This window comes from Streptomyces sp. NPDC087263 (genome assembly GCF_044744645.1).
GTDB lineage: Bacteria > Actinomycetota > Actinomycetes > Streptomycetales > Streptomycetaceae > Streptomyces.
This window is the reverse complement of record NZ_JBIUYT010000003.1, coordinates 569,499-583,066: the sequence shown is the minus strand read 5'-3', so window position 1 is coordinate 583,066 and position 13,568 is coordinate 569,499. Positions and strand designations below refer to the sequence as shown.

The following is a 13,568-nucleotide window of genomic DNA, read 5'->3' as shown; positions in this document are numbered from 1 at the left end:
GACGCCTCAGGACTGCCGGGCGGCGGCACCACGTGCGCTCGACGGGGCGTCGGCAAGGTCGTCCCCGACGGCGGCGGCGATCTCCTGGACGTGGGGCGCGGCGACGAGTTCGTAGTGGGTCGCGTCGACGCGGTGGGTACGCACCGGCCGGGGCAGATGGGCGTCCCACGCGTCGGGCGGGGTCGGCTCCGGGGCCAGGGAGGTCACGTCGTCGACGGGGCGCTGGGCGAGCCAGACGGTGGCGGGGGTCAGGGCGAGGCGCGGCAAGCTGTACTCGGCCATGGCCGCCAGGTTCGTACGGCAGCAGCGCGCGAGGCGTTCGGCGTAGGCACGGCCCGGCTCGGTCAGGCGGTCGGCGCCGTTGCCGGCCAGTTCGCGGGCGAAGACGGCGTCCACCTGTTGCTCGTCGTAGGCGGCTCGGTGTTCGGCGGCGCCGGGTGGTGGCGGGTCGAGGAGGTAGAGGGCGTGGACGGGGCGGTCGTCCGTCTCGGCGAGGGCTGCCATCGACAGGGCCGTCCACGCCCCGAACGACCAGCCCGCCAGGCGCAACCGGCAGTCGGGTGCGGGGAACGCCGCCCGGACGGCTGCCAGATAGTGCGCGGCACGGTCGGCGATCGACCTGGCCGGCAACTGCGGGTCACGCAGCGCCGGGTCGGCGATGAGGCAGACGGTCAGATCGTCCGGCAGGGCCGATACCAACGGACGATAGGCCTGGATGTCGCCGCCGATCGGATGGACCAGGCAGAGCACGTCCGGGCCCGGGCCGCGCTGCCACACCTCGACGTCCACCGCCGCGCCCGCGGATGCGGCGGGGTGCGTGGCGGTGTCGAGATGACCGAGGATCTCGGTGAGGCTGACGCGGTGGCTGAGCCGGGACAGGTCGATGTCGGCGCCGTAGCGGCGTTTCACCTCGTCGATGAGTTCCAGCAGGGTCAGCGAATCGGCGCCGAGGTCGTACAGCGGCGCCTCGGGGTCTACGGCGTCCACGCCGAGCAGGTCGCGCAGGATCTCGGCGAGGTCGCTCGCGATGTCGTCGTGGAGAGTGCCCGGTTCACTGCGGGCCGAGGCGTCACTCGCGTAGGTGGCGAGTGCCGGTTCCGGCTCGTAGAAGAAGCGTGCCTGCTCCAGAGGCGTGGTGTTGACCATCAGGTGGGGCAGCTGCAGGTGCAGGGCCCGCTCGAAGACCGCCGCGCCGTCCTCGGGGGTGAGCGCGACCGCCAGGTGCTCCTGGTGGCGGGCATCGGCACCCAGCGCGTGCTGCGCCATGCCGACCTCCCGCCAGGCGTCCCAGCCGATGCTCATCCGGACGGTGGTGTGTACGTCGTCTGCGCCGGGCGGCGCGTACCGCGCAAAGGCATCCAGGCAGGCGTTGGCCGCCGCGTAGTCGAACTGGCCGACGCCGCCGTACAGGGCCGCCATCGACGAGCAGTAGGCCACGTAGTGGGGGCCGTGCTCGGCGATCAGCTGCTCGACGAGCAGGGCGCCGCGCAGTTTGGCCGCCGTGGCGCGGCGCGCGGTGGCGGGGTCGCGTCGGGCCAGGAGCCCGCCTGCGGCCGTTCCGGCGGCGTGCACGATGCCCGTGAGGCCGTCGAGGTAAGGGGCCAGACGTGCGGCAACCGTGCGGGGGTCCTCCGTGGCGAGGTCGGCCGGGACAAGGGAGACACGGTCCGCGTACGGACGCAGGACGGCCGGTATCCCCTCCCCTCGGGCCAGCAGCACCACACGCGTGCCGGGCCGCTGAAGGAGGAGACGTACGGCAAGAGTGCTGCCGATGCCGCCGGTTCCGCCGAGGACCAGGTGGGTTCCGGGGGTGGCCGGCCAGGTCGTGGGTACGGCTTCGGGTACGGGGACCGGCTGGACGGTGCGGTGCCACCAGAAGCCGTCGCGCAGGGCGAGCAGCGGACCGGACAGGGTGTCGTCGAGGAGCAGATCGGGCAGGTGTTGCGCCCAGTCGGCCGGATCGGGTCCGGGCAGATCGGCCCAGCGCAGGGTTACGTCGAGTTCCTGGCGGGGGGTCTCGGTGGTCGCGGCGAGCAGCCCCGCCTCGGGTCTGCGGACGGCGCCGGTGACCGGCTGCGCCTGGTGGGACAGCAGCCATACGCGTGGCGGCTCCCCGTCAGGGAGGTCGGCCAGGGCCCTGCTGAGGGCGGCGACGGTGTCGAGGCAGGCCCACTGGGCGGTCTCCAGCGAGCGTTCGTCGACGCTGCCGTGCAGGGCCAGCGGGAGCGCGTGCAGCCAGTCGACGCCGGGTCCGCCGCGATCGGTCACTCGGGCCAGCAGTGCAGCGAGGTGCCCGGAGTCGGCGGGATCGGCCTCGTAGCGGTCCTCGTCGAAGGCGACGAAGGCACGGCCGGCCCGCACCCGTACCACCCGGGCGTAGTGGCCCTCCAGGAACCGCCAGGCGTCGGGATGCGTGTCCGGTGCGGTGATCACCACGGCGGTGCGGCTCGGTTGGTGGGCGGCGGTACGGGCCCGGCGCAGGCGGGTCCACTGCGGCTGGTGCAGCCAGTCGGTGGCAGGCAGCCGCTGCGGCCGGGAGGCGGACACGCGCGGTGCAGTTGTCCCGTGGGCGCGGGGGAAGTCGTACTCCGCCGTGTCGAAGGCGGGGGGCGGGAAGTCCCACGGCGGGTCGGCCGGGCCCTCGGGCCATACGACGGTGTGTCCGGCCGTCCAGGCCTCGGCGAGCGCCCGCGGGTCGCGCCCCGGGTCCGCCGGGCGCGCCGGTGAGGACAGTGGTGCGGGCGCGGTGGGCGAGCGCAGCCAGGACACGGCCGACGCGGCGTCGGGGCAGACCGCCGCCACCCGGTGATCGAGTGCGGGGCGTCCGGCCTGAAGGTGGCGCAGCACCTGCGGGTAGGTCTCGGGGTGGGCGCTCAGATAGTCCGCGATGCGCCGGCCGTCCGCGCGTACGGCGGCCGCGGAAGCGCCGGACAGGACCAGGCACGGGACCGGCTCGCGCGGGGTGTGCACGGTCGGCGCGGCGTCCGGTTGCTCAAGGAGCAGGTGGGCGTTGGTTCCGCCGATGCCGAAGCTGCTGACGGCGGCCACCCGGGGTACGTCCCGCGGCCAGGGTTCGGCCGCGGTCGGTATGCGGAACGGGCCGTCGTCGATCTCCGGGTTGAGACGGTCGAAGTCCGCGGTGGGCGGGACGATCCCGTGGTGCACGGCGAGCACGGCCCGCACCAGACCGACGACGCCCGCGGCGGCGCCCAGGTGCCCGATCTGGCTCTTCACGGAGGACAGCGCGACGCGCGCGTCGTCCGCCAGGCCGTACGCCTGGCGCAGCGCGGCCGCCTCCACGGGATCCCCGAGGCGGGTACCGGTGCCGTGTGCCTCCACATAGCCGAGGTCGGCTCCGGTACGTCCGCTGCGGTGCAGTGCGGTGCGGATCGCGGCGCGTTGCCCGGCGAGGGCGGGAGCGCTGTAACTGAGCTTGTCCGAGCCGTCGTTGTTGATTCCCGAGCCGGTGATGACGGCGTAGACGGTGTCCCCGTCGCGGCGGGCCGCGGCGAGGGGCTTGAGTACGACCACGCCGGTGCCGCTGGCTCCGACGGTGCCGGAGGCATCCGCGCTGAAGGGTCGGCAGTGCCCGTCCGGCGAGAAGATGTGCTGCGGCCGGTAGGTGTAGCCGTCGGTCAGTTCGGTGTCGACGAGGACGCCACCGACGAGCATCATGTCCGCGTCGCCCTGGCGGAGCATCCCCGCGGCGATGTGCACACCGACGAGCGAGCTGGAGCACGCCGACTGCACGGTGAACGCGGGGCCTGTCAGACCGAGATGGTAGGCGGCCTTGGTGGCCAGGAAGTCCTTCTCGTGGTGCAGGGCCAGCCGGAAGGTGTCGGGCAGCGCGGCCGGGTCGGCCTCGCGCAGCATGTTCTGGAAGTAGGTGTTCTCCCCGCAGGCGGCCAGGAGTCCGACTCGGCGGGTCGTCGGGTCTCCGACCCCGGCGTGGGCGAGTGCCTCGACGCAGTTCATCAGCAGTTGCCGCTGCTGGGGATCCATCAGCCGCGCCTCGTGCGGGCTGATCGTGAAGCGGCCCGGATCGAAGTCGAGCAGCCCCGCCAACTGGCTGCGCGCGCCGACGCGGCCGTCGGTCGTGGGAAAGTGCTCGATGCCGCGGCGGCCGGAGGTGATCAGGTCCCAGAAGGCGGCCAGGTCGGGGGCACCGGGGAGCCGTACGGCCATGCCGATGACGGCGATGGGCTCCAGCCGCTCGTCTCCGCCCTCGCCGACGTGGGCCCGCTCCCCCGTCGGCTGCGGCGCAGCAGATGCGACCGCCTCGCCGGCGACACCGTCGGTCCCGGGGGCGGAGTCGGCGCCTCGCCGGTCGAGGAGGCGAGCAAGGGCGCGGAGGGTGACGTGCTCGAACAACTCCGGCACGGCGAAGGTGAGATCGTCCTCGCCCGCACAGCGGAGCTGAAAGCGCATCAGGTCCAGGCTGGTGGCACCCGCGTCGAAGAACCGCTGTTCCACGGTGATCGCCTTGCCGGTCACCGTCTCGAACAGTGCGGACAGTCGTCCTTCGAGCGGCGACAGGGCCGGGGCCGTCGAGCGGGCCGCGCGCAGCTCGCGGCCCGGGACGGTGAGCGCCGCCTGCCGGTCCAGCTTGCCGCTGGGCGTGCGGGGCAGCTCCGTCAATCGGCGGAAGCTTCCGATGCGTACGTAAGCCGGCAGCAGCCCGGCCAGATGGTCCGCGAGGTCCGCGGGATCGGGGTCTTCGCCCCGGCATTGCAGGCACGCCACCAGCCGCCCGTCCGCCACGGCCGTGACCGCGTTGGTCACGCCTGGATACTGCAACAACGCGGCTTCGACCTGCCCCAACTCCAGCCGGTGACCGCCGAGTTTGACCTGGGTGTCGTCACGGCCCGCGTAGTGCAGCAGGCCCTGCGCGTCGAAGCGGGCCAGGTCCCCGGTGCGGTAGAAGATCCCCAGGTCGGGGTCCTCGGTGAAGCGGTCGCGATGCGGCGCGGCGTCGCCGAGGTAGCAGCGGTTGGCCATGAGTCCGCCGATCAGCAACTCTCCGGTGACGCCCGGCGGTACGGGCAGGCCGCCGTCGTCGACGACACGCAGGACGGCGTTGGCCACCGGTCGTCCGATCGCCGGGCGAAGCGGCCACCCGGCGGGATCGCCGTCCAGGCACAGACCGGTCACGACGTGGGTCTCGGTGGGACCGTAGTGGTTGAACAAGCGGGCGCCCGGCATACCGGCGAACCAGCGGCGGATGGCATCGGTGCACACCAACTGCTCCCCCGCCGTGACGACTTCGCGCAGCCGGTAGGGGAACTGTCCGGTGCGCACGCCGTGTTCGGCGAGCAGTTGCAGGGCCACGTACGGCAGGAAGATCCGCTCCGCTCGCCCGGTCTCCAACTCTCGCAGCAGGGACGGGACATCATGCCGCCACGCGGGTTGCACCAGGCGCAGCAGTCCGCCGGAGCACAGGGTGGTGTAGATCTCCTGGAAGGAGACGTCGAACGACAGCATGGAGAACTGCTGGGTGACGGCGGGCCCGCTCAGACCGCCGTCGGTGCGCTGCCAGGTCAGCAGGTTGCACAAGGTCCGGTCCGGGACCTGGACGCCCTTGGGAGTGCCGGTGGAGCCGGACGTGAACAGGGTGTAGAGCGGGCGCAGTCCGTGGTGCGCAGGGCGGCGTTCGGACGCGGGTCTGGGTGCTTCGGCGAGGGTGACGGCGTGCCGTGGCAGGGAGGGTGGCGCGATCGCGTCTAGGACGTCTTCGTCCCCGGGCGCCACGAGCACGCACAGCGGGTCGGCCCGGTCGAGCACGTGCCGCAGAAGGGGTGGCGGGTATGCGGGGTCGAGGGGGACGACGGTGAGGTTGAGGCGGGCGGCCGCCAGGAGCGCCACGATGTGTTCGACGGAGGGCTGGAGGTACAGGGCCACCGCCGCCGGGGCGGCGGGATCGGCCGGGAAGTGGTGGCGGGCGCGCAGAGCGGTGGCCAACTCGGCTGCCTGCGCGTCGAGTTCGGCGTACGTGAGGGTCGAATCGCCGGCGGCGACGGCCGGTGCGTGCGGGGTGCGCGCCACCTGCCGGGCGAAGCCGTCGGCGACGGTGGCGAAGTCCGGTGCCCGCTCGGCGCCTTGGCCGTGGTCGGGCAGGGCTCGGCGGTAGGGGGCGACCAGTTCGCGGAGGGTTGGGGCGGCGGCGTCGGGCTGGTGGGCGCGGGGCTTACAGTCGCCGTCGGCCGTCGCCTGGCGGGCCTGACTGTCGGCAGCCACCTGATCGAGCGCCGCACGGTCACCGGTCACGTGGTCGAGCGCCTGCTGGAAGAGATGGGCCGCGGCCTCCGCCCGCGCGGCGCCGATATCGTCGCGGTACTCCCACAGGCAGTCGAACCCGGACTCGTGCTCGACCACCGACAGAGTGAGGGCGCATTTGGCGCCCAGCGGCTCGGGCCACACCGGCCGCACCTCGCAGTCGTCCAGGCGCAGCGCCGAGAACTCGGTGTTCTCCAGCACGAACAGGTAGTCGAACAAGGGGGTTCGCTCGCGGAAGGCCCGGTCCGCGAGGACATCGGCAAGGGCGACCTCCTGGTCCCGCAGCACGGCGCCCACCGTGTCGGAGTGGACCGCGAGGTGGGCGTCCAGCGACCGGTGCGGTTCCATGGGCAGATCCAGGAGAACCGTGTTGGCGAACATCCCGACGGTTTCCGCGAATTCGGGGCGGGGCCGGTTCGCCACCGGCGTGGCGATCAGCGGACGGCCCTGGCCGGTCACGCCGTACACGCTCATGGCGAACGCGGACACCAGCAACTGGAACCTTGTCAGGCCGAGTTGCGCAGCGCGGCGGTCCAGTGCGCCTCGTCGGATCGGGTCGAGCGAGGTGCGCAGCAGCCGGGCCGCCGGCGCACCCGGAGCGCCGGGGATCGGCAGTGCGGGTGACGGTTCGCCGTCACGGCCGTAATGGGAGCGCAGGCGCGCGCGACGGCGCTCGTAGGCAGCACTCGTGTGCCAAGTGCGCTGCCAACGCGCGAAGTCCAACGGCGTGATGGCGGACGACTGCACACCACCCGACAACTGTTCACCACCGGACAACTGGTCACCACCGGACGCCTGTTCACCACCGGACGGTTGGACACCATCGGACGACCACACACCACCGGTCAGCTGCCCGCCGCCCAGCGCGGCGGCGTACGCGTCGGTGAGGTCGTGGAAGAGGAGATTGAGCGACCAGCCGTCCACGGCGACGTGGTGCAGATGCAGCAGGAACAGTCCGCCGTCGGCCCGCGCCACCCAGGCGGCCCGCAGCATCCGGGCGTCCCCCAGGTCGAAGCGGTGGCTGAAGAACCGGTCGGCGGTGTCCTGCCACTCCTCATCGGCGCAGGCTTCGGGCCGTTCCCACGGGTCGTAGGGATCGCAGGTCTGCTGGAGCAGCCCGTGCGGGGTGGGAACCAGCCGGGTGCGCAGGGCCACGTGCCGGGCCACCAGTGCGCGTACCGCGCGGTGCAGTGCCGCCGTGTCGATCCGGCCCTGGACGCGGAAGGCGAGCGGCACGTCGTAGGAACGGTCCCCCGGCTCTCGCTGGTGCAGGAGCCAGAGGCGTTCCTGTTCGCTGGTGGCCGGTGCGGTCGGCTCGTCGGAGGCGGCGGGCACGGGTGGGTGTTCGACCACGGCCGTGTCCGGGGCGTGGACGACGTCCGCGAGGGCGGCGAAGTCGGCCCGCAGCACCAGGTCGTGCGGCAGGTCGACGGCGAAGCGGCTGAGGATCTCGAAGCGGAAACGCAGCGCCTTCAGCGAGTCGCCGCCGCTCGCCACCCAGCGGTCACCGGGACGCAGACCGGTGACGCCGAGGATGTCCTCGGCGACCTCCAGCACCCACCGCTGGTCGGCGTCGACGGGTGCGTCGCCCTCGCGCGTGCCGCGCCACGGGGTCCCGGCGGCGCGCAACAGGGCGGCCTGGTCGACCTTGCCGTTGGCGTTCAGGGGCAGTTCGGCGACGAGGAAGGTGTGGTGGGGGCGCATGTACGCAGGCAGGGCGGCGGCGAGATGGCGGTCGTAGGCCTCGAAGGAGAGGTCGTCGCCCAAGTCGCGGTCGCCCAGCGCACCGTCGACCACGACAGCGTCGCCCAGGACAGCGTCGCCCAAGCCGTCGTCGCCCAGGACAGCGTCACCCACGACACCGTCACCCAGGACGAGGAAGGCGAGCAGTTCGTGGCGGTCCGCGTCGTCGCGGCGGGTGCACACGTAGGCCTGGCGGACGGCGGAGTGCGCCAGGATCTGCCGCTCCACCTCCCCCGGTTCGATGCGGAAGCCGCGCACCTTGACCTGGCGGTCCGCCCGGCCGACGTAGGTCACTCGCCCTTCGGCGTCCTGTCGTACGAGGTCGCCGGTGCGGTACCAGCGCCGCTCGCCGCCGTCCTCGTGCGGCAGTCGTACGAAGCTCTGCCCGGTCTGCGTGGGCAGGTTGCGGTAGCCGTGCGCCAACGCCGCTCCGGACAGCAGCAGTTCGGCCACCTCATCCGACTCGGCGGTGCGACCGTCCTCGGTGCGCAGCAGTACGCCGGTGCCGGGCAACGCGGTCCCGATGGGAACCGTGTCGCCGTCGAAGTCCCGCGGGATGGGGTGACACAGGGCGAAGGTCGTCGCTTCCGTCGGCCCGTACACGTTGTGCAGGACGGTGCGGGCGGCGGAGTTGGTCGCGTACCAGCGGCGGACGATCCGTGCGTTGAGCTGTTCACCGCCGACGAGTACCTGTTCGGTGGTGGCGAAGCAGTCGGGCACCTGCTCGACGACGGCGTTGAACAGGGCCGTCGTGATGAACAGCGTGTCCACGCGGCGCTCGCCGAGCACTCCGGCGAGTTGGTGCGGGCTGTGTACCTGGGTGTCGTCGAGTACGACGCACACGCCGCCGGTCAGGAGCGGAACCCACACCTCGAAGCTGAGGGCGTCGAAGGCGGGGTTGGACAGGCAGGCGTAGCGGGCGCCGGGCGGCAGGTCGAGGTAACCGGGCCGGGCCAGCCGCAGCACTCCTTCGTCGGTGACCTCCACGCCCTTGGGGCGCCCCGTGCTGCCGGAGGTGTAGAAGACGAAGCCCGTGGCGGTGTCGCCGCGGTGCCCCGACGGCACGGCGGGCAGGCCGGACCCGTCATCACTCAGCAGAAGGTGAACGTCCCACGCGACGAGGTGCGCGCCCAGCAGGTACCCGCCGTCGTGGATGACGGCGACGGCGCCCGAGTCGTCGAGGATGTGCCGCTGTCGGTCGGGCGGGCTGAGCCGGTCGAGGGGTACGACGGTGGCTCCGGCACGGCGAATGCCGAGCATGACGCAGATCAGCTCCCACGAGCGGGGCAGGTGTACGGCGACGGCGTGCCCGGGGCGCACTCCGCCCGCGCGAAGGCGCGCCGCCACCCGACCACTGGCCCGTTCGAGTTCCGCGTAGTCGAGGACCCGGCTGCCGTCCTCGACCGCGACGGCGAACGGGGTGCGGCGGGCCTGGTCCAGCACTGCGTCGGCGAGGGGCGCGTGCCCTGTGCCGACCGGGGGCGCAGAGTCGCTGCGAGCGGGTCGGAGGTCCATCACAGCTCCCGTATGGGCAGGGCCAACTGGCTTGCGTGGTGGGCGAGTTCGGCGGCGAGCAGTGCGCCGACCTGGGCCGCTCCGGCGCCCTCCAGTATTTCCCAGTGGTCGCACGCCATCGTCTCGACGCGGAAGTCACCCTGCGCGCGACGCCGCCAGAAGGCGCGGACCTCGGCGTGGAAGGGGCTGTCGGTGCCGTCCGGAACGGCCTGGGCGAGGACCAGGCGTGCCGGGGAGGCGGCCGGGAGGTGTTCCCTGGCCGTGAGCCGGTTGTGGTTGTAGAGGTGGTAGTAGCGATCGACCTGGGCGTCGTCGATGCCGGGATACATCCCGTTGAACCTCACGAGCTTGTCGCGGAACTCGGCCGCGTCGACGACGCCGATCTCCTCGCGTGCGGACACGTCGTCGGTGGCCTGGGTGTCGAGGAGTACGACGCTGACGTCCCGGCGCCCGCCGTGGGCCAGGACGCGTCCCATCTCGTGGGCGACGAGGCCGCCGTACGACAGGCCGGTCAGGACGAGTGGTCCCTCGCCAAGCGGTTCGAGCAGCCGCAGGTACGCCTCGGCCATGGCCTCCACGGTGGGCAGTCGCTCCTCGCCGGGGTTCACTCCTGGCGACTGGATGCCGTACAGCCCGACCTGCTCGGGCAGGAGCTCGGCCAAGGGCAGATAGCAGAAGGCGGTGCCGCCGGCCGGGTGCACGCAGACCACACGCGGGCCCGTACCGGGACGGAACTCGATGAGGCTGCCCGGTGCGCGCGCGGCGCCGTCCTCGCGCAGCAGTTCGGCCAGTGCTTCGATGGTGGGCCGCATCATCACCTCGCCCACGGGAATGCGGCGGCCGAACGTCTCACCGACGGCGTGGGACATCTTGATGGCCGACAGGGAAGTGCCGCCGATCTCGAAGAAGTTGTCGCTGACGCCGATGTCGGGGTGGAGCAGGATCCGCTGCCAGATCCGGTACAGGCCGTGCTCGACATGGTCGCGCGGACTGGCCGTGTTGACCTGGTTGGAGCTCGACTCCTGGGCCAGGCGCAGCAGTTCGGGCCGGTCGAGTTTCCCGCTGCGGTTGAGCGGCAGGGCGTCGAGATCGAGGAAGACGGCGGGGATCATGTAGTCGGGCAGTCGGCGGGCGAGAGCGGTGCGCCAGTCGTGGGCGGTCCGGGCCGACTCTGCGCCCCGGCCGATGCCGGCCACCAGGCGGGGCTGGCCCGCCGCGTCGTGGTCGGCGAGGACCGCGACTTCACGGACGCCGGGCAGTGCCATCAGCGCCGCCTCGACCTCCGCGGGTTCGATCCGGAATCCGCGCAGTTTGACCTGGTCGTCGGCGCGTCCCACGTAGTGGGCCTGACCGTCCGGCAGCCGCCGGGCGAGGTCCCCGGTGCGGTAGACCCGTTCGCCGGGCACGAACGGATCGGGCAGGAAGCGTTCCTTGGTGAGGTCGGGGCGGCCCAGATAGCCGCGGGCCAGCGACGCTCCGCCGAGGTACACCTCCCCCACCACGCCGGGCGGGACGGGCTCCATCCGGTCGTCGAGCACGTACATACGGGTATGGGGCAGCGGGCGGCCGATGGGGCAGGGGCGCTCCAGCGGGCGGGGGTCGTAGTAGGCGGTGCTGTACAGGGTCGCTTCGGTGGGCCCGTAACCGAAGCAGATCCGCAGGCCGGGGAGGTGCTGTGTCATGCGGTACAGCGCTGCTTCGGTGAGCGACTCGACTCCGGTCAGCAGCTTGCGCAGCGGCAGCCCGCGCAGCCGGCCGGCGGGGTCCTCGTCGATCCATTTGACGTAGGCGGGGGGCAGGAACGCCTGGGTCACCGCGTGTTCACGCATCCACGCCAGCAGGGCTTCGGGGTCGCCGCGCAGGTCCTCGGGGACGATGTGCAGCTCACCGCCGGTGGTCAGCGGCAGTAGCAACTCATGGATCGAGGCGTCGAATCCGATGCTGGACCAGGCAGAGCCGGCCTCCCCGGGCGCGGTGCCCATACGGGCGTGCCAGCCGGCGAAGAGGTTGAGGACGCTGCGGTGCTCCACCGCGACGCCCTTGGGCCGTCCCGTGGAACCGGAGGTGAAGATCACGTAGGCCGGCCGGTCCGGCGCGTGGCCGACGCCCGTCGGCGGCGTCTCCCCGGTTGCCCCCTCGGCCTCCACCGCACTCAGGTCGAGCCACTCCCGCGCGCGGTCGGCAGTGTCGTGGTCGGTCAGTACGAGGGGACAGGCGGCGTCCTCGACCATGCCTGCGAGGCGTTCCAGGGGCTGACCGGGGTCGAGCGGAAGATAGGCGGCGCCCGCCTTGAGGATGCCCAGGATGCCGACGGCCAGGTCGCAGGACCGCTTCGCGTGCAGCCCGATGACGTCGCCGGGGCGGACCGACCGGGCGACGAGGGCGTGCGCGAGGCGGTTGGCGCGGCTGTCGAGTGCCGCGTAGTCCAGCGAGCGGTCCCGGTCGACGACCGCAGTCTGCGCGGGGCGCTCGCGGACCTGGGCCTCGAAGAGCTCGACGAGTCCGGACGCGGTGCGCAGGGTTTCCTCCGGGCCGGAAGCGTCGGCAGCCTGCGTGGCGTCACCGTCGAGCAGCGCCCGGCGGCGCTCCTGCGGATCCATCAACTCCAGGGCCCGGATGTCTCGTTCGGGATGGCGGGCCATGTCGGTGAGCAGGTGCCGCAGGTGGTCCGTCCAGCGCTGTGCGGTGGTGTGGTCCAGGAGGGCCGTCGCGTAGTCCAGGTGACCGGTGATGCGGCCGTCGGACTCGGTTGCCAACAGGGCGAGGTCGAACTTGGCCGGGGCCTGGGCGATCGGCAGCGGCTCGGCCTCGACTCCGGGCAGGTGCAGCAGGTTCCGCCGGTCGGGCTGCCAGGCGAGCATGGTCTGGAACAACGGCGTACGGGAGGCGCTGCGCGGCGGGTTGACCAGTTCCACGATGCGCTCGAAGGGCAGATCCTGGTGACGGAGTGCCTCGCGTACGACGGCACGGGTGCGGGCGAGTGCCTCCGAGGCGGTGAGGGAACCGGACAGATCGATCCGCAGCGGGAGCGAGTTGACGAGGAAGCCGATGAGGCCCGAAGCCCCCGGGCCGCGCCGGTTGGCGAACGGACTGCCGACAACGATGTCCTCCTGCCCCGACAGCCGGGACATCAGAATCGCCCAGCCGGTCAACAGCGCCACGAAGGGGGTTGCGCCGTGCTGTCTGGCCAGGCCGCGGAGCCCTGTGGTGACCTCGGCGTCCAGGCTGAACTCGGCCCGCCCGCCCCCGTATTGCTGTTCCGTCGGGCGCGGACGGTCGACGGGGAGTTCCAGGACGGGCGGCGCGTCATCCAGTGCACGCACCCAATAGTCCTCCTGGGTTCGGAGCGCGCCGCCGAGTACGGCTTCGTGCTGGGCCCGCGCATGGTCCGCGTACTGCACCGCGAGCGCCGGGAGCGGATTCGGCTCGCCCGTCGACAACGCCTGGTAGATCTGCCCGACTTCGTCCATCATGACGTTCATCGAGACGCCGTCGTAAATACTGTGATGGAACGTCAGCAGGAGTACGTGGCGCCTGGGCCCGACAGCGAGAAGGCGACCGCGCCCGAGTGGCCCGGCCTCGAGGTCGAACGGCCCTTTCGCCTCGTCGAGTTGCAGGGCAGCCACGCGCGCGTCGGGGTCGGTGACGGAGGTGAGGTCCTCGAACGACAGGGCAAACCCCGCACCCGGCGGGTCGATGTGCTGGCGTACGACCCCTTCCTCGGCCACCAGCCGCGTCCGCAGAGTTTCGTGCCGGTCGGTCAGGACGTCGAAGGTATGTGACAACAGGTCGTGGTCGAGCGGGCCGGTCAGCGAGAAGGCGATCGTCTCGTTGTACGCGGCGTTCGCACCCGGCAGTTGAGCCAGGAACCACAGTCGCTGCTGGGCGAAGGAGGCGGGCCGGATGCGCGGCGTCTCTTCGGTGGCGTACGTGACCGTGTCGGCGGACGCGCGTGGAGCGGGGACAGAGTGAGGGGTGTTCTTCACCGGCAGTACCTGGCCTTCCCGTCGGTGTGGGGCTGGTTGACATCGAGCGCG

The 13,568-nt window shown here is 72.2% G+C and carries 2 protein-coding genes; both read right to left on the bottom strand.

Annotated features, from left to right (window positions below):
• Positions 1-6: 6 nt before the first annotated feature.
• Positions 7-9,531 carry an amino acid adenylation domain-containing protein gene (locus ACIPC1_RS11945; RefSeq protein ID WP_402515802.1) on the bottom strand — a complete coding sequence of 3,175 codons (9,525 nt, stop codon included), beginning with the start codon at positions 9,529-9,531 and terminating at the stop codon, positions 7-9.
• Complete coding sequence (locus ACIPC1_RS11940) at positions 9,531-13,517, bottom strand: amino acid adenylation domain-containing protein (protein ID WP_402515799.1); 3,987 nt, start codon at positions 13,515-13,517, stop codon at positions 9,531-9,533. Before ACIPC1_RS11940 ends, ACIPC1_RS11945 begins: the two co-directional genes overlap by 1 nt.
• Positions 13,518-13,568: the final 51 nt, after the last annotated feature.

Coding starts and splice junctions, on each gene's coding strand:
- ACIPC1_RS11945 (WP_402515802.1), bottom strand. CDS start 9,531: ATGGACCTCCGACCCGCTCGCAGCGACTCTGCGCCCCCGGTCGGCACA.